The 18,524-nt window shown below is 74.0% G+C and carries 16 protein-coding genes and 1 pseudogene; 11 read left to right on the top strand and 6 right to left on the bottom strand.

Features of this window, described 5'->3' with window-relative positions; all coding sequences use genetic code 11:
- The first annotated feature begins 144 nt into the window (after window positions 1–144).
- A complete protein-coding gene (gene gcvT / locus ACTMTJ_RS32865) occupies window positions 145–1,236 on the top strand; it encodes a glycine cleavage system aminomethyltransferase GcvT (protein WP_441222533.1) in 1,092 nt (363 codons plus the stop codon).
- Here gcvT and ACTMTJ_RS32860 read toward each other — a convergent pair.
- The 3 genes and pseudogenes from ACTMTJ_RS32860 to ACTMTJ_RS32850 all read right to left on the bottom strand — a co-directional run.
- Window positions 1,233–2,168 carry a hypothetical protein gene (locus ACTMTJ_RS32860; RefSeq protein ID WP_441222532.1) on the bottom strand — a complete coding sequence of 312 codons (936 nt, stop codon included), beginning with the start codon at window positions 2,166–2,168 and terminating at the stop codon, window positions 1,233–1,235. The two genes, gcvT and ACTMTJ_RS32860, sit on opposite strands and share 4 nt — an antisense overlap.
- Before the next feature lie 49 nt (window positions 2,169–2,217).
- Window positions 2,218–2,982 carry an adenosylcobinamide-GDP ribazoletransferase gene (locus ACTMTJ_RS32855; RefSeq protein ID WP_441222647.1) on the bottom strand — a complete coding sequence of 255 codons (765 nt, stop codon included), beginning with the start codon at window positions 2,980–2,982 and terminating at the stop codon, window positions 2,218–2,220.
- Between the two features lie 8 nt (window positions 2,983–2,990).
- Window positions 2,991–4,694 (bottom strand): annotated as a pseudogene (locus ACTMTJ_RS32850) (bifunctional adenosylcobinamide kinase/adenosylcobinamide-phosphate guanylyltransferase); the annotation flags it as partial.
- Between the two features lie 84 nt (window positions 4,695–4,778).
- Between ACTMTJ_RS32850 and ACTMTJ_RS32845 the strand changes: the two are divergent.
- Window positions 4,779–4,979 carry a hypothetical protein gene (locus ACTMTJ_RS32845; protein WP_308713150.1) on the top strand — a complete coding sequence of 67 codons (201 nt, stop codon included), beginning with the start codon at window positions 4,779–4,781 and terminating at the stop codon, window positions 4,977–4,979.
- On the top strand, window positions 4,976–5,764 hold the full coding sequence (locus ACTMTJ_RS32840; protein WP_441222531.1) for a site-2 protease family protein: 789 nt from the start codon (window positions 4,976–4,978) through the stop codon (window positions 5,762–5,764). Before ACTMTJ_RS32845 ends, ACTMTJ_RS32840 begins: the two co-directional genes overlap by 4 nt.
- Window positions 5,765–5,799: 35 nt before the next feature.
- Here ACTMTJ_RS32840 and ACTMTJ_RS32835 read toward each other — a convergent pair whose 3' ends face one another.
- Together ACTMTJ_RS32835 and ACTMTJ_RS32830 are read right to left on the bottom strand one after the other, a co-directional pair.
- Window positions 5,800–6,798 (bottom strand): aldo/keto reductase family protein, encoded by a 999-nt coding sequence (locus ACTMTJ_RS32835; RefSeq protein ID WP_441222530.1) that lies wholly within the window; start codon window positions 6,796–6,798, stop codon window positions 5,800–5,802.
- Window positions 6,799–7,146: 348 nt separating this feature from the next.
- Window positions 7,147–9,561: a WG repeat-containing protein gene (locus tag ACTMTJ_RS32830; protein WP_441222529.1), complete on the bottom strand. Its 2,415-nt coding sequence runs from the start codon at window positions 9,559–9,561 to the stop codon at window positions 7,147–7,149.
- Window positions 9,562–9,747: 186 nt separating this feature from the next.
- Between ACTMTJ_RS32830 and ACTMTJ_RS32825 the strand changes: the two genes are divergently transcribed.
- From ACTMTJ_RS32825 to ACTMTJ_RS32810, 4 genes are all read left to right on the top strand, one after another.
- The gene (locus ACTMTJ_RS32825; protein ID WP_441222528.1) at window positions 9,748–11,073 is read left to right on the top strand and encodes a hypothetical protein; all 1,326 of its coding nucleotides are present in this window, start codon (window positions 9,748–9,750) and stop codon (window positions 11,071–11,073) included.
- Between the two features lie 473 nt (window positions 11,074–11,546).
- Complete coding sequence (locus ACTMTJ_RS32820) at window positions 11,547–12,404, top strand: ABC transporter permease (protein WP_441222646.1); 858 nt, start codon at window positions 11,547–11,549, stop codon at window positions 12,402–12,404.
- Window positions 12,397–13,197, top strand: coding sequence for an ABC transporter permease (locus tag ACTMTJ_RS32815; protein ID WP_441222527.1), 801 nt, complete (start codon window positions 12,397–12,399; stop codon window positions 13,195–13,197). Before ACTMTJ_RS32820 ends, ACTMTJ_RS32815 begins: the two co-directional genes overlap by 8 nt.
- On the top strand, window positions 13,194–14,138 hold the full coding sequence (locus tag ACTMTJ_RS32810) for an ABC transporter ATP-binding protein (RefSeq protein WP_441222526.1): 945 nt from the start codon (window positions 13,194–13,196) through the stop codon (window positions 14,136–14,138). The genes ACTMTJ_RS32815 and ACTMTJ_RS32810 overlap by 4 nt, the downstream gene beginning before the upstream one ends.
- Before the next feature lie 26 nt (window positions 14,139–14,164).
- Here ACTMTJ_RS32810 and ACTMTJ_RS32805 read toward each other — a convergent pair whose 3' ends face one another.
- On the bottom strand, window positions 14,165–14,725 hold the full coding sequence (locus tag ACTMTJ_RS32805; protein ID WP_441222525.1) for a helix-turn-helix domain-containing protein: 561 nt from the start codon (window positions 14,723–14,725) through the stop codon (window positions 14,165–14,167).
- 55 nt (window positions 14,726–14,780) lie between these two features.
- On the opposite strand from ACTMTJ_RS32805, the gene ACTMTJ_RS32800 reads away from it, so the two are divergent.
- The 4 genes from ACTMTJ_RS32800 (at window position 14,781) to ACTMTJ_RS32785 (ending at window position 18,454) form a co-directional block, all read left to right on the top strand.
- Entirely contained in the window at window positions 14,781–15,452 is a 672-nt protein-coding gene (locus tag ACTMTJ_RS32800) for an AzlC family ABC transporter permease (protein ID WP_441222524.1), read from the top strand.
- The gene (locus tag ACTMTJ_RS32795; RefSeq protein WP_441222523.1) at window positions 15,446–15,754 is read left to right on the top strand and encodes an AzlD domain-containing protein; all 309 of its coding nucleotides are present in this window, start codon (window positions 15,446–15,448) and stop codon (window positions 15,752–15,754) included. Before ACTMTJ_RS32800 ends, ACTMTJ_RS32795 begins: the two co-directional genes overlap by 7 nt.
- Before the next feature lie 180 nt (window positions 15,755–15,934).
- The gene (locus ACTMTJ_RS32790) at window positions 15,935–16,414 is read left to right on the top strand and encodes a hypothetical protein (protein WP_441222522.1); all 480 of its coding nucleotides are present in this window, start codon (window positions 15,935–15,937) and stop codon (window positions 16,412–16,414) included.
- A gap of 57 nt (window positions 16,415–16,471) precedes the next feature.
- Window positions 16,472–18,454 (top strand): sensor histidine kinase, encoded by a 1,983-nt coding sequence (locus ACTMTJ_RS32785; protein ID WP_441222521.1) that lies wholly within the window; start codon window positions 16,472–16,474, stop codon window positions 18,452–18,454.
- Window positions 18,455–18,524 lie beyond the last annotated feature (70 nt).

Here is an 18,524-nt window from a genome sequence, read left to right as displayed (position 1 = left end):
CTCGACGCTGGCTGGTGTCCCGCCGATGCTAACCACACGTAGAACCTTGGGTAAGTTGCCACCCATGACCGAGCGCAGCGAGGGAATCGTCGGGCACAGCCGGTGGGGAGCCTCACGGCCGCCCGCAGCGAAGCGAGGACGGCCGTGAGCGAAGAGTTGCGGCGCTCGCCGCTGCACGAACGGCACGCCGCGCTCGGGGCCAAGTTCGCCGCGTTCGGCGGGTGGGACATGCCGCTGGAGTACGCCGGCGGTGGCGTGTTGCGCGAGCACGCGGCGGTGCGCGAGGCGGTCGGCGTCTTCGACGTGTCGCACCTGGGCAAGGCGCGGGTGACCGGCCCCGGCGCGGCCGACTTCGTCAACTCGTGCCTCACCAACGACCTCGGGCGCATCGGGCCGGGCCGGGCGCAGTACACGCTCTGCTGCGACGAGTCCACCGGTGGCACGGTCGACGACATCATCGCGTACCTGCACGCCGACGACCACGTCTTCCTCATCCCGAACGCGGCCAACACCGCCGAGGTCGTCCGCCGCCTCCAGGCGGCCGCGCCGCCGTCGGTCACGGTCACCAACGAGCACGAGGGGTACGCGGTGCTGGCCGTGCAGGGCCCCGGCTCGACCGACGCGGTCGCGGCGCTGGGGCTGCCCACGGACCACGACTACATGAGCTTCGCGACAGTGGACGACCTGGTGGTGTGCCGCACGGGATACACCGGCGAGCACGGGTACGAGCTGGTGGTCCCGGCGGCGCGGGCGGTCGAGGTGTGGGACCGGCTCTTCGCGGCCACCGACGAGCTGCGTGCCTGCGGGCTCGGCGCTCGCGACACGCTGCGTACCGAGATGGGGTACGCGTTGCACGGCCAGGACCTCACCCCCGACATCACCCCGGTGCAGGGCCGGGTCGGCTGGGCGGTGGGCTGGGACAAGCCCGCGTTCTGGGGACGGGAGGCGCTGCTCGCCGAGAAGGCGGCCGGCCCCCGCCGCACGCTGCGCGGGCTGGAGGCGCTCGACCGCGGCATCCCGCGCGCACACATGCGGGTGCTGGTCGGCGACGACAAGGTGGGCGAGGTGACCAGCGGTACGTTCTCGCCGACCCGCAAGCTGGGCATCGGGCTTGCGCTCCTCGACACCGCGGCCGGTCTGACCGACGGCGCCGAGGTCGAGGTCGACGTGCGCGGCCGCCGCTCGAAGATGCGCGTTGTCAAGCCGCCCTTCGTCAAACCCCAGGTGCGCGGCTAGCGGACCGGGTCGCCGAAGAGGGTGGCGCAGACGCGGGTGTAGTACGTGCCCGGCAGGCCCTGGTAGTGCTCGGGCGGCGCGATGGTCAGGAACGAGTCGGCGTCCGGGTTGGGACTGGGGTCGAGCGTGAGTGACAGCTCGGCGGCGCGGTCGGAGCCCTTTTCCGGTGGCGCGCCGTAGGCCACCGCGATGTCGTGGCCGGTCACCGTCACCGTGGCCGGAAACGGCAGGAACGCCGGCTCGCCGGGCGGCTCCAGCGCGTCGCTCCAGGTGCGCAGCAGGCGCCGCGCGACGCCGGTCAGCGTCGCGCCCCAGCCGCGGGTCAGCTGCGGCGGCACGTCGTGCGTCTGTAGCTCCAGGAGGCCGAAGCGGCCCAGCCCTTTGGTGGTGAACCACATGCCCTCGCCGGGCACGTCTCCCGGCGAGTACGGGATGAGGATCCAGTCGGTGAGCCGCACCCGGCCCTCGGCGTCGGGCAGCGAGCGCAGCGCCGTGTCGACGGTCAGGACCTGGGTCTGGAACGCGTCGATCAGGTCGGCGTCGAGCACCCCGGCGAGCGCGGCGGCGACCGCGCGGGCGCTCCACTCGTGGGCCGGCGGCCAGCCGGGCCGGAAGCCGGCGCTGACCGTGACCACGTGCGAGGCTCCGGCCACCCGACCCACCTGCGGCGCGTCCGCGCCGAACGCGGTCAGCAGGTCGAGCGGGAGCGGCGGCAGGTCGTCGACCTCGCGCGCCTCGATCGTCATGAGCGGGCCGGCGAGCATCTGCTTGGCGAGGTCGCGGGCCGGCCCGGACACCACGCGGTCGACCGCGCGGGCGGCCATGTCGGCCAGCACCGCCGGCTCCTCGGGCGGGGTCGCGACGGGCACCAGGTAGGTGGCCGACACCGCCTCGGGAACGGGCAGGATCAGCGCGTCGTCGGGCTCTCCCACGCCCACGAACGTTACCCGCTACCGGTCCCGCCGTCCGTCCCCCACGACGTCAGTCGAGCGCCAGTCCGAGCAAAGTGAGCGTCGTGGACACCTCGATCGCGGCGCCGAGGACGTCGCCGGTGATACCGCCCACTCGGTGTACCACGTGGCGGGTGAGGACAAGTGCGACGGCGATGGCCGTGACGGCGGCGGCCGGCCCCTGCCACGGACGGCCCGGCACGGCCGCGACCGCCAGTGCCACGACGGCGGCCGTGGCGACCGCGAGCGCGACCGGCCCGACCGTGCCGGCGACGAGCGCGCCGAGCCCGTCCGGCCGCGCGGCCGGCACGCCGCGGCGGCAGGCCCAGGTGGCGGCCAGGCGCCCGGCGGCGGTGGCGGTGACGACGGCGGCGAGCGTGGCGGTCCACGGGCGGGCCGGGAGCGCGGCGAGCGCGGCGGCCTGTACGAGCAGCGCGAGCACCAGAGCCGCCACGCCGAACGGCCCGACGTCCGGCTTCTTCATGATGTCGAGCGCGGCCGCGCCCGAACGGTACGAGCCGAGCGCGTCCGCCGTGTCGGCCAGCCCGTCCAGGTGCAGGCCGCGGGTGAGCAGCGCGCCGAGCGCCACCGTGACCGCGCCGGCGACGAGTGGTGGCGCGCCGGCCGCGTCCAGGGCGAGGAGCACGCCGGCCAGCACCGCGCCGAGGGCCGCGCCCACCGCGGCCGCCAGCGACATCGCCCGCGCCGCCGCCGCGCGGTCGACGGGCCCCGGCCGGAGCGGGAGGACCGTGAAGGTCGTGGCGGCGAGTCGCGCCCCCGCCAGCCATCCCGTCAGGAGGCCGCCACCTCGGGCTCGGGGTGCACGGACAGCGCGGCGGCCAGCTTCAGCGCGGCGCGCAGCAGCGGGAGCGCGGCCAGTGACGTCACACCCTCGCCGAGGTCGAGGCGGAGGTCGAACAGCGGCGTGAGCCCGAGGACGTCGGCGGCGAGCTTGACCGCTGGGTCGCGGCCGTGGTCGGGCAGCAGGCACCAGTGGCGCGCCTGGCCGGCCAGGTCGCGGCTGACGATCGCGGCCGCCACGCCCACCGGGCCGTCGAGCAGCACCGGCGTGCGGCGGGCGGTCGCGCCGAGCAGCACGCCGGTCGCGATCGCGATGTCGCCGCCGGCGAGCTCGGCGAGGATGTCCTTGGCGCCGCGCGGGCTCTCCCGGGTGCGGTGCATCGCGTCGCGTACCGCCGCGCAGCGGGTCATCCACGCCGCGTCGTCGATCCGCCCGCCGGGCAGCACCACCCGGCTCAGCACGGTCGACGGCTCCGCGCCGGCGCCGGCCGCGAGCACTGCCGCCGCCGCGGCCTCGGTGCCGGTGCCGCAGGCGGCCAGCACGATCAGGTCGACGCCCGAGTCGACGGCCTCCTCGGCGAGCCGCCAGCCGTAGCGCAGCGCCGACTCCACCTCGTCCGCGGCGAGCACCGGACCCGCCTCCATCGGCGCCGCGGCCGGCGCCGGCACCACCTGGAGGCTCGCGCCGGCGTCCGCGGCGAGGCGCGCCAGCGCGCCCTCACCGCTCCGCGCCGCGTCGGCCCGCCGCGCGGACTCACCCGCCGTCGTGCCCGCCGCCGCGCCGCCGTCGTGGTCACCCTGGAGCAGGAGTACGCGCACCGACTCCCACGGTGCCGGCACCGCGACACCCTGGGTGCCCGCCGCGAACGACACCACCTCGGCCAGCTCACCCAGCCCGGCGCCGGCGACATCGAGCGTGGCGAGCCGGTCGGTGGCCTGCGGCCCGGCGTACTCGTCCGGCATCGGCAGATCCATGCCCGGCTGGATCACCAGGCCGGTGGTGATCATCGGCAGCGACATCGTCGGCGCGGTGAGCGCGTCTCCGCCGGTGGGCGTGACGCCGTTGGTGGCGGGTGCGGCCTCTACCGGCGGCGGTGCCGCGATCACCTCTGGCATCGCGACCGGAGCCTCGGGCGGCGGTGGCGCGATCACCTCGGGCAGCGCGACCGGGCGCTGGGTGGCGTCCTGGAGCTTGAGCCAGCTCGGCTGGCCGGCCACGACCAGCGCGACCGCGTCGCTCGCCTCGGCGACCGCGCGGTTGGCCTCGCCGAGCGCGTCGGCGAACGCCCGGCCCACCTTGGTGGTCGGCACGAGCGAGAGCCCCACCTCGGGGCTGACCACGACGAGCCGGGCGCGGCAGCCGCGCACGGCGTCGGCGAGCGCGTCGGCCGGGCCGGCCTCGGGCAGCCGCGCGGTCACCCAGCCGCCGAGGTCGTCGACGAGCAGCGTCTCGTCCGGCCCGGCGCCGGCGATCAGCTCGACGAGCTGGGCGGGGTCCGGGCCGACCTCCTCGGTGACCCACGAACCCGGCCGCCGCTCCCGGTGTGCCTCGATGCGCGCGGCCCACTCAGGGTCGTCGCCATTGGACGTACCGGTCGCCACATAACGGACAACGGGCGCCTTGCTCACCAGCGACTCGGCGAACTCCGACTTGCCGGACCGGATGCCACCCAGGACCAGTGCGGTACGCCACCCCTCAACGGACATGCTCCGTACCTTAGATCGGCTGCCTGGAGCTCGTGGGTGGGGCACTAGGCTGGCGGGGGTCGTCCTGTGGAGGGGGAGTACGAAATGCCGTGGAGCTGGCGGTACGAAGGCACGGACGGGCGGGCGGTGGCCGGGCCGGCCGAGCAGTTCGGCAGCCAGGCCGACGCCGAGTCCTGGATCGGCCAGACGTGGCGCGAGCTGGCCACGGCCGGCGTGACCTCGGTGGTCCTGGTCGAGGACGACCGGGTCGAGTACAAGATGAGCCTGCTGCCGAGCGCGGAATGAGCTTCGCCCGGCGCGGCAGCACGGTGGGTGGCATCCCGCGGGAGGCGTTCCGGCCGAGCGTGGTGTTCCTGTGCATCGTCGCGCTCTTCGTCACCAGCGGCTGGATGACGTGGGCCGAGTTCGGCAACGTCCGCCTCGACGTCTTCCTCTTCGTGGTCTCCGGCTGGCTCGTCTCGCTGTGCCTGCACGAGTACGCGCACGCGGTCGTCGCGTTCGCGGCCGGCGACCGCAACGTCGCGCACCGCGGCTACCTGACGCTCAACCCGCTCAAGTACAGCCACCCGCTGCTCTCGATCGTGCTGCCGGTGGTGGTCGTGCTGCTCGGCGGCATCGGCCTGCCCGGCGGCGCGGTGTGGATCGACCGGCACGAGATCCCGGGGCGGCTGCGGCACACGCTGGTCAGCTTCGCCGGTCCGGCCACCAACGTGATCTTCGCGTTGCTGCTGGTGATCCCCTTCGCGGTGGGGGTCGACGTGGTGGCCCACCACGACTTCTGGGCGGCGGTCGCGCTGCTCTGCTTCCTCCAGCTCACCGCCAGCGTGCTCAACCTGCTGCCGGTGCCGGGCCTCGACGGCGGCAACATCATCCAGCCGTGGCTCTCGCCGCAGTGGAAGCGCGGCTACGACATCCTCGCGCCCTACGGCTTCATCCTGCTCTTCGCCCTGCTCTGGAACGACCGGCTCGGCGGCTGGTTCTTCGACGGGGTCAACGCGGTCGGCGCCGCCTTCGGCCTGCCCGAGTGGCTGCGCGACGACGGGTTCGCGCTGATCCGCTTCTGGGACTGAGGGCGCCCCACCGCAGGGCGCCCTCAGTATCGCGTTTACGGGCGGCGGGCGACCTGGGCGGTCTTGCCCGGGTCACGCTCGACGACGGGGTTGACCACCTCGTCGATCGCCTTGAGCACGTCGGCGTCGAGCTTCACGCCGGCCGCCTTCGCGTTGTCGTGCACCTGCTCGGGGCGGGTGGCGCCGACGATCGCGGAGGAGACGTTCTGGTTTTGCAGCACCCACGCGATCGCGAGCTGGGCCATCGTGAGCCCGACCCCTTCCGCGATCGGCTTGAGCCGCTGCACCGTGGTGAGCACCTCGTCGCTCATGAAGCGCGCGATGAAGCCCGCCCCCGACTTCTCGTCCGTGGCCCGCGAACCGGCCGGCGGCGGCTGGCCCGGCAGGTACTTGCCGGTGAGCACGCCCTGCGCGATCGGCGACCACACGATCTGGCCGACGCCCAGCTCCTCGCACGCGGGGACCACCTCGGCCTCGATGACCCGCCACAGGATCGAGTACTGCGGCTGGCTCGACACCAGGTGGATCTTCAGCTCGCGGGCGAGCGCGTGCGCCTCACGGATCTGCTCCGCGTTCCACTCCGAGACGCCGATGTAGTGCGCCTTGCCCGCGTGCACGATGTCGGCGAACGCCTCCATCGTCTCCTCGAGCGGCGTGCTCACGTCGTACCGGTGGGCCTGGTAGAGGTCGACGTAGTCGGTCTGTAGCCGGCGCAGCGAGCCGTTGATCGACTCCATGATGTGCTTGCGGGAGAGGCTGCGGTCGTTCGGGCCGGGACCGGTCGGCCAGTAGACCTTCGTGAAGATCTCCAGCCCCTCGCGGCGCTCACCTTTGAGCGCGCGGCCGAGCACCGCCTCGGCGCGGGTCCCCGCGTACACGTCGGCGGTGTCGAAGGTCGTGATGCCCACGTCGAGGGCGGCCCGCACGCACGCGAGGGCGGCCTCCTCCTCGACCTGGGAGCCGTGGGTGATCCAGTTGCCGTACGAGATCTCGCTGACGAGCATCCCGGAACGGCCAAGGTGACGGAACTCCATGCCTGAACCCTATCCAGACGGCCTCCGGCTCCCACCTGCCACGGCCTCCATGGAGATTTGGGCTACCGCGACGTCCGTCGTGGTCCAGACCGTTGCTCCCGCGGCCTCACCCTCCGCGCTTCACAACCCAAACCCCCAACGGATGGGGGTGTGCGCAGACCGCATTTGCTCTGCTTCCCCATAGGAGGCGGGCTCGGGGTGCCGGCATTGCGATCTACCCAGGCTGCTCCCGCTACCCGGAGGCGACAACGTCCGCGACCAGCGGCGGACGGGTGAGGCCGCGGGAGCAACGGTCCGGACCACGACGGACATCGCGGTAGCTCAGAAATATCTCTTGAAATAGATCTTCTAGAGGACGGGTTTGGTGTCCGCGAGGAGTCGGTCTATCTCGTCCATCACATCGCCGCGGCTGGGGTGCACGGGGTCGATGAGCGGCTCGCCGCGGCGGTCGAGCGCGCCCCACTGGCCGTTGCCGCCGCCGATGAGGAACGCGACCGGGTGGATGACCACGGCCGGGTGTACCGGCGGCACGATGAGGCGGCCGGCCTTGTCCACCACGCCCTTGCGGCCACCACCGTCCACAATGGCCAGGCCCTCGTCGGTGAAGCCGTCGACGTACCGGCCGTCGGTGAGCGCGGTCGCGAAGCCGGAGAAGCGGGTCGGCAGCACCACCTTGCCGGTCTTGTCGACCGCGCCCCAGCCGCCCTTGCGGACGGCCGCGATGCCGCGCCGGAACGGGCGCACGTCGTCGAAGCCCTCGTGGATGACGATGCGGCCGCTCTTGTCGATGGCGATCCAGTTGCCGTTGCCGTCGCGCGACACCCAGGCCAGCCCGTCCGAGAACGAGCCCACCCCGAGGTAGCCGGCCGACGCGGTGATCAGCTGCTGCCCCTGCTCGTCGATCAGCTCCCAGGTCTTCGCCTCGGGGCGGCGCACCCACGCCACCTCGTCACGGAACGGTTGCACGTCCGCGTACTCCGGCGGCACGACGAACTCGCCCTCCGCGTTGGCGAACCCCCAGCGCTGCACCCGGTCGTTGAACGCCGGGGCCGGCGGCCGGTGGATTTGCAAGATCTCATCCTTGGTACGCGGGTAGGGCCCCCACCCGTTTTCCGCCACCTTGTTGAAGACCGCGTCGAGGGCGAGCTCGGTGCGCGCGATGAGGTCGGGGTCTTCGACCTTGCGCAGCTCCAGCGCGCGCTCGAAGTGGTTGCACGCCTCCATGTAGCGGCCTTGGTCGTAGCTGGAGCGCCCGGCGTGCTCGTGCATGGTGGCGCGCAGGCGGTCGGGCAGCTCGGAGGAGTTGGCCTCCTCGAAGAGCCGGTCGGCCTCGGCGAAGTCGCCGCGCCACTGGAGCACGTGCGCCAGCCGCGCCTGCGCGATCGCGATCCGCCGCAGCTCGCCGGTCGCCTCGGCGTGCGCCAGCGCCAGCTTGCCATCGGCCAGTGCCTTGCCCAGGTCGCCCAGGATGCGGGAGACCACGGCCCGGAGGCTGAGCAGGCGGGCCCGCGCGCGGTTGTCGGTGGCCGGCTCGAGCTTCTCGGTCAGCCGGTCGCGGATCTCCCGCAGCTCCTCCGGGTTTTCGACCAGCTCGCGCAGCGTCTCGTGGTGGAAGCGCCACTCGTACGACGAGAGCACCTGCTCCGGATCGGGCGTCGAGTCCGCGTCGTCGGCCTGTTCGCCAGCCGGCGGCGGTCCATCAACGCCCGGCCCGCCGCCGCCGTCGCGCTTCGCGGCACCGTCGCGCGGCACGATCGGGGCGAGCATCGTGGGTGCCCGCAGCGCGGTCGCCGCACCGGCCGCGGGCCCGGCGGGCGCCGGCAGCACCGTGTCCGGGCTGGCCTCCGCGACGGGCTCGTCGACACCGTCCAGCCCGTCGGCGGGGTCGGTGTCGCCGTCTGCTCTTGAGTCGCCGCTCAGCCCGCGGTCGCCGGCGCCTCCCGCGTCCGGCGCCTCGGTCGCGTGCGGCTCGGTCGCGTGCGGCTCGGTCGCGAGCGGCTCGGTCGCCGGCGCCTCGGTCGCGTCCGCCGGGTTTTCGCCGCCGAACCGGGCTGGTGCGCCGGCATGGGGCAGGTCGTCGTCCGCCCAGGCACCCGTGCCGGGCGGAGCGGACACCGGGTCGCCGAGCGCGGCGCTCGGCGAGACCGGGATCGCGGACACGGGTGCCGGCGACACCGGCCCGGCGGGCGAGACCGGGGGCGCGGTGACGACCTCGGAGCGATCCATCGACACCTTTCCGGTGCGCTCCGGCGGCGCGGGCGGCGCCGGGGACGTGGGGGTCGCGGAACTCTTGGTGAACCACCCGGCCTCGGCCGACGCCTCCTCGCGCACGGGCTGACCACTCGCGGCCGGTGCCCGCTCGGCGTCGGCCGGCACCCGGTCACCCTGCGCCGGCTGCCAATCACGGTCGGCCGGTGGCCGGTCCCCTTCGGCCGGCGGCCGGTCGCGGTCGAGCAGGGCGCCAAGGCCGGCGACCGGCTCGCGCTCGCCCGCCGGTGGGCCACCCCGATCACCGGCCAGCAGGTCACGGTCGCCGGCCGGCTGGCGGCGGTCGGGTGGTGGCTCGCGGTGGTCGGGTGGTGGCTCGAGGTGGTCGGGCGGCTGGTCTCCGGGACCCGGTGGCGGGACCCACCGCAGCGGACTGGGCGGCTCCGGGAACGGCGCCACCGCCGGCCGGGCCGACTCGACGAGCGGGGGTGGCTCCACGGCCCGCGGCGGCTCCGCGACCCGCGGCGCCTGCGCGCTCGCGGCGGCCGGCGGCACCCGGCCCGCGGCTGGTCCCTGGCCCTGACCTGGAGCCTGGCCTCGTACCTGGCCCTGACCCGGCCCCTGGCCGTGGCCTTGACCCGGCCCTTGGCCTGGCGCCTGGCCGTGGCCCTGGACCGGTGCCTGGCCGTGGCCCTGACCTGGCCCCTGACTCGGTGCCTGGCCGTGGCTGGGTGCCCCGCCGTGGCCTGGCCCCGGGCCGGGTGGCGGCTGGCCGTAGCCAGGTGGCTGGCCGCGCCCAGGCTGGGCCCGGCCCGCGGCTGGTTGCGCGCGTCCCGCCGCCGGCTGGGCGCGCCCCTGCCCGCGGCCCGTCGCGGGCCCGTGCGCCGCGGGTCGGTCGTAGCCGCCTGGCTGGTCGAACCCTCCAGGCTGTCCATACGCGGCAGGCTGCTCGTATCCGCCGGGCTGCTCGTACGTGCCCGGCTGCCCGCGGCCGGGGCCCGGTGGCTGGGCGCGCCCGGGCGGCACCGCGCGGCCGGCCGCTGGGCCGCCGTCCCACTCCGGGCGTCCGTCGCCAGGCCGGCCCTCCCAGCCGGGGCGGCCGTCGCGCGGCCCGGTGGTCGGTCGGCCGCCGGTCGGTTCGTTGGCCCAGCCCTCGTGCGCCGCCGGCCGCCGGCGGTCAGCGGCCCAGCGTTCGTCGGGGGTGCCGCGTCCGCCTGGTCCGGCCGCGGGGTCGGCCCAGCGTTCGTCGGAGCGGCCGCGTCCGCCGGGGACCGGGGCGCCGTCGCCCCAGCGTTCGCCCGGGGGTGGCATGGCTGGCCGCCGGTCTCCGGGCGCGGCGCGTCCACCCGCGCCGGGACCACCCGCACCCGGTCCGCCGCCGTGACCGCCTGGACCTGGTCCGCCGCCGTGACCGCCTGGACCTGGGGCGCCGCCGTATCCGCCTGGACCTGGGGCGCCGCCGCCGGGTCCGCCTGGGCCTGGGCCACCGCCGTGGCTGCCTGGGCCTGGCGCGCTCCCGCGGCCACCGGGGCCTGGTGCTGCTCCGCGGCCGCCGCCTGCTCCGGGGCCCGCGGCGTGGCCGCCGGGGACGGGCGCGCTGCCGCGGCCTGGGGCGCCGCGGCCTTCGCGGGCGGGGGAGACCGGGCGGGTGTCCTGGCCGCCCCAGCCTTCCTCGGCGGCCCAGCCATCGCGGCCGGCTGGGCCGCCGCGGGCGTCGGCGGGCCAGCGTTCGTCCAGGGGGTCGCCGGGGGTGCGGCCGGGCGTGCCCCATCCCTCGTCGCCGCGGGGGACGGATCCGGGATAGCGGTCGTCGCGGCGGCCGGGGCCATATCGCGGGTCCTGCTCGGGCGCGCCGCGGGCGGCTGCCGGGTCGGCCCGGCGCTCGTCCTGGCCGCCGCGGCCGCGCTGCGGGTCGCGGGGGTCTCCGGGTGCCGCCGGGCCGCGGTCGCCGCGCGGGTCCTTGCCGGGGCCGGTGGGCTCGCCGCGACCGCGGGCGGCGGCGGGGCGGCGGCCCGGGGCGGGCGTGGGGGTCCACCGGATGCCGCTGCCGCCGCCGCTGGGCGGTGACACGGGCAGGCCGCGATCCTCGGCCGAGATCGGCTTGGCCACGGGCTGGTCGGCGGGGCGGGCGCTCGCCGGGTACACGCCGGCGCCGGACACGGGCGGCACCGAGGCGGACCCGCGGCTACCGGTGCTCGAGCGGCGGCGCGGAGCCAGGTCGTCGGTGTCTTCCGGCAACTGGTCGCGACCTGTGTCACCGGGGTAGCGCAGGCTGGGGTGGAGAGCCTCCCACTCGTCGGTCTGCTCGTTGACCCACGAGGGCTCGTCCGGGCCGCGCCGGTATCCGATGAAATCCTCGCTCACGTCACCTCCCGAGGGAGGTGAAAGCCCGGTTTGGTGGTCATGCTCGGCCGCGAGCCCGTCGTGGCTTCGCTCACGGCCGATCTCACCTCGTCGGAAAATGTATCGCTGTGCCCCCGCACGTACTCGGTAGAGTCTCCCGGCTCGGGTGCTGTGCGGTCGTGAAAGAGGGTATCGGCGTGGATTCGGTCAACGCCACTGGCGCCCGGTGGGTACATCAAAACGTTGTCGTGTCCTTTCGGACATTTGCCGCCATAACCGGATCGGGCTTCCGGCGGTACTCGACCTACCGCATGGCCACGCTCGCCGGCGCGTTCACGAACACGGTCTTCGGCTTCCTCCGCTGCTACGTGCTGCTAGCCGTCGCGGACGCCACCGCACAGGGCTTGGCCGGCGGGTACGACCGGGCGCAGCTGGCCACCTTCGTCTGGGCCGGGCAGGGCCTGCTGGCCGTGATCCTCCTCTGGGGCTGGACCGAGCTGGCCGACCGCATCCGCACCGGTGACGTGGCCAGCGACCTGCTGCGGCCGGTCGACCCGGTGCTCAGCTACCTGGCGGCGGACCTTGGGCGGGCCGGCCACGCCGTGCTCACCCGCCTCTTCCCGCCGGTGGTGACCGGGCTGATCTTCTTCGACATGTACCTGCCCGGGCGGTGGATCACCGGGCCGCTCTTCGCCGTCTCCACGTTCCTCGCCGTGGTGGCCTGCTTCGGCTGCCGCTACCTGATCAACGCCTCCGCGTACTGGCTGCACGACGTGCGCGGGCCGATGATCGCCTGGACGCTCGGCTCGGGCGTGCTGGCCGGGCTGTACTTCCCGCTGCGCTTCCTGCCGGACTGGCTCGCCGTGGCGCTGTGGGTGGGCACGCCGTTCCCGAGCCTGCTACAGACGCCGCTGGACGTCCTCGTGGAACGGGACCCGCCGGCGACGCAGGCCGGTCTCGTGGCGCTCCAGGCGGTGTGGGTGGTGCTGCTGCTGGCCGGGTGCGGCCGCGTGCAGCGGCTGGCCGAGCGGAAGCTGGTGATCCAGGGTGGTTGACCTGCGGCCGTACACGGCGCTGCTGCGCGGCCAGGCCCGTTCGCTCGCGTCGTACCGCGCCTCGTTCGTGCTGGAGCTGAGCACGAACGTCTTCGCGACGGTGATGGACGTGGTGACCGTCCTGGTGCTTTTCCGGGTGAGCCGTACCGTCGGCGGCTTCACGCTCCGCGAGGCGCTGCTGGTGGTGGGGTTGTCGTCGTGCGCGTTCGCCACCGCCGACCTCGTGGTGGGCAACATCGAGCGGATCAAGTTCTACGTGCGCACCGGGATGCTCGACGCGGTGCTCGTGCGCCCGCTCGGCGCGCTGCCCCAGTTGCTGCTCATGGACCTGCCGCTGCGCAAGATCTCACGGTCCGTCTTCGGCACGGGGGTGCTCGCCGTCGCCGCGTCCATGGCCGGCATCGACTGGACGCCCGCACGGGTGGCGCTCGTGGTGGTCGCCCCGCTGGCCGGCGTGGTGTTCTTCGCCGCGATCTTCGTGGTGAGCGCGGCGGTCGCGTTCTGGTGGATCGACACGGGAGAGATCGGCAACGCGTTCACCTACGGCGGGCGCGACTTCACGTCGTACCCGATCACTGTCTACAGTGGATGGTTTCGGCGCATCCTGGCGTACGGCATGGGCTTCGCCTTCGTCTCCTACTACCCGGCGCTGGCGCTCCTCGGCCGGCCCGACCCGCTGGGCCTGCCGGGCTGGGTGGGATACGCGGCGCCATCGGTCGCCGTGGTCGCGGCGCTCGCGGCCGCCGCCGTGTGGCGGTTCGGCATCAGGCACTACCGGAGTACGGGGTCATGACGGTCGTCATCGAGGCGCGCGGGCTGCGCAAGGAGTTCACGGTAAGGGTCAAGGCCGGGCGGCTGCGCCGGGAGAAACGGGTGGTCGCCGCCGTCGACGGGGTGGATCTGCGGGTCGAGCGGGGCGAGATGCTCGGCTACATCGGGCCCAACGGCGCCGGCAAGTCGACCACCCTCAAGATGTTGACCGGCATCCTGATGCCCTCGGCGGGGGAGGCGCGGGTGTGCGGGCTGGTCCCGGTGCCGCAGCGCACCCGGCTGGCGCGGCGGATCGGCGTGGTCTTCGGCCAGCGCTCGCAGCTGTGGTGGGACCTGCCGCTGCGCGACTCGTTCGACCTGCTGCGCCACATCTTCCGGGTACCCGCCGCCGAGCACGCCGCCCGGCTGCGCCGCTGCCGCGGGCTGCTCGACCTCGACGAGTTCGTCGACACGCCGGTGCGCCAGCTGTCACTGGGACAGCGGATGCGCGGCGAGCTCACCGCCGCGCTGCTGCACGGTCCGGAGGTGCTCTTCCTGGACGAGCCGACGATCGGGCTCGACGTGGTGAGCAAGCAGGCGGTGCGTTCGTTCCTGGCCGACCTGGGCGCGGGTGGCGACGTCACGCTGGTGCTCACCACGCACGACCTCGCGGACATCGAGCGGCTCTGCCGGCGGCTCGTCGTGATCGACCACGGCCGCGTGGTGCACGACGGGAGCATCGAGGCGCTGCACGCCCGCTACGGCTCGCGCCGCCGGATCGTGGTCGACCTTGACGAGCCGGTCGGCCAGCCGCCGGAGGATGCGGCGGTGGAGGCCGACGGGCGGCGCTTGGTGTTCACAGTGGACGGTCCGGTCGCGCCGGTGATCGCCCGCCTGGCCGGCCTGCCCACCCTCCGCGACTTCACGATCGTCGAGCCGGACATCGAAGAGGTCGTCACGAAGCTGTACCTCAGCGCCCCGTGATCAAAGGTCCTCTGACCACGGGGCGCTCAGTCCGGGTGCTCCATGACGAGCACGACGAGCGTGTCGGGCTCCAGCGCCTCGTACACGTGCTCGACGTCACCCGGGAAGGCGGCGTAGTCGCCGGGACGCAGCTCGACCGGCTCGGCGGCCGGGCCGGTGCGCACCCGGCCGCGGGCCACGATCATGTGCTCCACGCTGCCCGGGATGTGCGCCTCCGCCTTGCGCAGCGCGCCCGGGTCGAGCTCCACCAGGTAGATGTCCCGCCGCGCGTGGCGCGAGCCGACCGAGAGCAGGATGCCGGTGAAGTCGGCCTGCTCGGACCGGACGCCGGGCGCCTCGCCGGCGCGGATCACCCGCACCGCCGGGGTGGGCGGCTCGACGAGCCGGCTGAACGGCACCCCGAGAGCCACCCCGAGCGACCAGAGCGTCTCCACGCTGGGGTTACCCGAGCCCGCTTCGAGCTGGGAGAGCGTCGACTTGGCGATCCCGGCGCGGCGGGCCAGCTCGGTAAGCGAGATGCCGGCTTTCTCCCGTTCGCGGCGTAGCGCGGCGGCGATCGTGGCGAGCGGGGGCGCTGTTCGGTCCATCATCCGATCCGTTCGACTTGACGAACACGGGTTCGTGTGTTCACTATTTTGTACTATGCGTACGGCAGAACGAACAGCAGACAGCTCCCTGGCTCGGGATGTCGGCGCGATCGGGCTGGCCGTGTTCGCGGTCGGCATGTCGTTCGGTGCGATCGCGATCGCCGCCGGGCTGCCGGCCTGGGCGGTCATCACCATGTCGGTCGTGGTCTTCGCCGGCGGCTCCCAGTTCATGGCGGTCGGCCTCATCGCGGCCGGCAACCCGTTCGCGGCCGTCTTCGCCGGTCTGCTGCTGAACGCCCGCCACCTTCCCTTCGGCCTGGCCGTGGCGGACGCGGTCGGCACCGGCTGGCGCCGCCGGCTGATCGGCAGCCACATCCTGATCGACGAGTCGGTGGCGTTCACGATGGCGCAGGCCGACCCGGGCGCGCGGCGCCGGGCGTACTGGCTGACCGGCGCCACCCTCTTCGTGAGCTGGAACGTCGGCGGCGTGCTCGGCGTGCTGCTGGGCGAGGCGGTCGGCGACACGGACGCGCTGGGGCTCGACGCGGCGTTCCCGGCCGGCCTGATCGCGCTGCTGCTGCCGTCGCTGCGCGACCGGGAGACCCGAAACGTCGCGCTGGCCGGCGCGCTCGTCGCGGTCGCGATGACGCCCCTGCTGCCGGCCGGGCTGCCCGTGCTGCTCGCCCTGAGCGGCCTGCTGCTGATGCGAAGGAAACCCGCATGCTGATCGCGGTGATCGTGGCGCTGGCCGTCGGCACCTACGGCTTCCGCGTCGCCGGCGTGGTGCTGCACGACCGGCTCGACCTGCCCGCGCCGCTTCGGCGGATGCTCCCACTCGCGGCCGCGGCACTGCTGGCCGCACTCGCCGGCACGGCGGCACTCACCGAGTCCGGCGGCTTCGCCGGCGTCGCGCGCCCGTTGGGCGTGGCGGTGGGCGCGCTGCTGGCCTGGCTCAAGGCCCCCTTCGTCGTGGTCGTGGTGGCGGCGGCGGCAACGGCCGCGCTGCTCCGCCTGGCCGGTGTCCCCTAACCCCGCGCAAGTTGATCAGGGACTTGGTGTCGCGACGCGCCGTAGGACACGCCCACCAAGTCCCTGATCAACACGGAAAAGGGGCGTCCCGCAAGTCGCGGGACGTTTGTCGGGGGCGCGTAGGACGGCGCGGGACTCAGTCTCCTCTGGACGGTTCTCACCGAACGGGAGGAGCGCATCATGAACGCACCGAAGCAGGCATCCGGCGGTCCACTCTTCGTGGTCGCCACCAACAACGCGATGGTGCACGTCTACCGGGATGTGCAGAGCCTCGTGGAGACCCGGGAGGTCAAGCCCGACCAGCTCAAGGGGATCGAGTTCTTCGACGTGCAGGGGCGCAAGCTCGTGCCGGTGCTCAGCGACACGGGGGCGCTGACCGGCCTGAAGGACTCCGGCTCCGCGCCGAACGCGACCGGTGTGCAGCAGCGGCTCTACACCACCCGGGCCAACCTGGCCAGCAGCGTCGACAGCCGGATCGCCCGCCACGAGCCGAAGGTGACGCGCGACGAGGCGCTCAGCCATCTCGCGGTCCTCGAGGGGCGGAGCCTGCCCGACTGCTACGTGCTACTCGAACCGATCTTCTCGCACTCGTACGCTAACGCCGGACCCATCCAGCCGCGGCACGACGGCGGCTGGTGGCACAACTTCTGGGCCCACTGACCGCGCCTTCGCCGACGGAGCGGACGGAGCGGGCGGAACGGAAGTGTAGGAGGCGTGATGAGTGCGCTGCGAAAGCCGCGGTGGGCCGCTGCTGCCGCTGGGGTCGCGGTCGTACTTCTCGTACTCATTGGACAGTTGGTCGACGACCGGGCGATACCGCTGCGGTCGGTCCTGCTGACCGTGGGCATCGCGGCGGTGTTCGCGCCGCTCGGCGCGTTCGTGCTCGCCGGTGCGCCGAGGCACGCGGTGGGCCGGCTGATGTTCGCCGCCGGAGCGTTCGCGTGCGCGTCGCTCCTGGCGGCGAGCTGGGCCGGGTGGGTGCCGCTCGCGTGGTTCACCCAGTGGTCGGGCGTGCCGCCGCTGGGGCTCGTCGTGCTCTCCTTGCTGTACTTCCCGGACGGGCACCTGCCCTCGCCGCGGTGGCGGGCCGTGGCGATCGGGATCGCGGGTGCCGCGGCCGTCGCGGCGGTGGCACTCGCGGTCGCCGCGCTCGACCACCCGCGCGACCTCGTCACCACGCCGGATGTCCCGCTGGACAGCCTGGGCAAGGCGCTCGACGCCACCGCCAAGGTCGCCGTCCTGGCCATCGGCGCCGGCCTCGTCGCGGTGGTGGCCTCGCTCGTGTCGCGGTGGCGCCGCGCCACCGGCGAGACCCGCCAGCAGCTGGCCTGCCTCCTGCCGGCCGTGGTGCTCTTCCCGGTCGGGCTCGTGCTGGAGGGCTTCGGCCTGGCCGGGGCCTGGGCGCTCACCGCGGCCGTGGTGCCGCTCGCGATGACCGTCGCGGTGCTGAAGTTCCGGCTGTACGACCTCGACCGCGTGATCAACCGCTCGGTCGTGTGGCTGCTGATGACGCTCCTGCTGATCGGCGGGTTCGTGGCGATCGTCGCGATCCTGCGCGACCTGGTGATGCGCGGGAGCACCTCGAACGCCTCGCTGGTCGCCACCGGCATGATCGCGGTGGCCTTCGAGCCGGTACGCCGCCGGGTGCAGCGCGTCGTCGACCGCCTGCTCTACGGCGAGCGCGACGACCCGTACCAGGTGATCGTCAACCTCGGCGACCTGCACGGCACGACCACCGACCCGGACGCGATGCTGCCGCTACTGACCAGCGCGATCGCCGGTTCACTCCGCGTGCCGTACGTGGCGGTGCGGGTGTCTACTCCGGACGGACCGCGGCTGGTGGCCGAGCACGGCCGCACCGGCACGCGGCTGGAAGAGTTCGACATGGTGGCGCGCGGCGAGCCGCTCGGCCAGCTGCTCGTGGCGACCCGGCGTGTGGGCGACCGGTTCACCCAGCGGGAGCGGCGGCTGCTCGGCGACGTGGCGCAGTACTTCGCGGCGGTGACCGAGGCGACCCGGCTCATCCGCGACCTCCAGGACTCCCGCGAGCGGCTCATCACCGCCCGTGAGGAGGAGCGCAAGCGGCTGCGCCGCGACCTGCACGACGGCGTGGGCCCCGCGCTCACCGGCATCGGCATGCAGATGCGGGCGGCCCGCAAGGCGGCGGGCGAGCCGGAGCGGGTGCGCCGCATCCTCGAAGACATGACCTCCGACCTCCAGATGTGCCGGTCCGAGGTGCGCCAGCTGCTCGACCACCTGCACCGGCCGGCCGAGCTCGACCGCGGGCTGGAGGCCGCGCTGCGCGCGCAGTGCCAGCGCTTCCACAGCCCTTCGCTCACCATCGACCTGCACGTGGCCACGCATCTCGACGGGCTGCCTGCGGCGATCGAGGTGGCGGCGTACCGCATCGTCAGCGAGGCACTGACCAATGTGGCCAAGCACGCCAGGGCGGAGAGCTGCCGCATCACCGTCGACGCCGACCGCGCGCTGAGCATCGACGTCGTCGACGACGGTGTCGGGATCGTGTCCGCCGGCAACGGCCACTTCGGCGTCGGCCTGGAGTCCATGCGGGAGCGCGCGGCCGAGCTGGGCGGCGAATGTGTGGTCCGGCCGGGCGAGCCGCGTGGCACGGCCGTGCGCGTGCAGCTGCCGATCCCGTTGGGGCGTCTCGCCCGAAAGCCTGGTGATTCGTCCCTTTGAGGGTACGCATTCCGGCTTTCCCGGCGTTAACATGCGGGCGGCCAATTGCCGCCCTTGACGCCGAGGTGAA

Source organism: Phytohabitans sp. LJ34 (assembly GCF_052068095.1).
Lineage (GTDB): Bacteria > Actinomycetota > Actinomycetes > Mycobacteriales > Micromonosporaceae > Phytohabitans.
Note: the sequence above shows the minus strand (reverse complement) of the source record. Positions and strands in the feature narration are given on the sequence as shown.

Coding starts and splice junctions, on each gene's coding strand:
- ACTMTJ_RS32845 (WP_308713150.1), top strand. CDS start 4,779: ATGCCGTGGAGCTGGCGGTACGAAGGCACGGACGGGCGGGCGGTGGCC.
- ACTMTJ_RS32840 (WP_441222531.1), top strand. CDS start 4,976: ATGAGCTTCGCCCGGCGCGGCAGCACGGTGGGTGGCATCCCGCGGGAG.
- ACTMTJ_RS32835 (WP_441222530.1), bottom strand. CDS start 6,798: ATGGAGTTCCGTCACCTTGGCCGTTCCGGGATGCTCGTCAGCGAGATC.
- ACTMTJ_RS32810 (WP_441222526.1), top strand. CDS start 13,194: ATGACGGTCGTCATCGAGGCGCGCGGGCTGCGCAAGGAGTTCACGGTA.
- ACTMTJ_RS32805 (WP_441222525.1), bottom strand. CDS start 14,725: ATGGACCGAACAGCGCCCCCGCTCGCCACGATCGCCGCCGCGCTACGC.
- ACTMTJ_RS32800 (WP_441222524.1), top strand. CDS start 14,781: ATGCGTACGGCAGAACGAACAGCAGACAGCTCCCTGGCTCGGGATGTC.
- ACTMTJ_RS32795 (WP_441222523.1), top strand. CDS start 15,446: ATGCTGATCGCGGTGATCGTGGCGCTGGCCGTCGGCACCTACGGCTTC.
- ACTMTJ_RS32790 (WP_441222522.1), top strand. CDS start 15,935: ATGAACGCACCGAAGCAGGCATCCGGCGGTCCACTCTTCGTGGTCGCC.
- ACTMTJ_RS32785 (WP_441222521.1), top strand. CDS start 16,472: ATGAGTGCGCTGCGAAAGCCGCGGTGGGCCGCTGCTGCCGCTGGGGTC.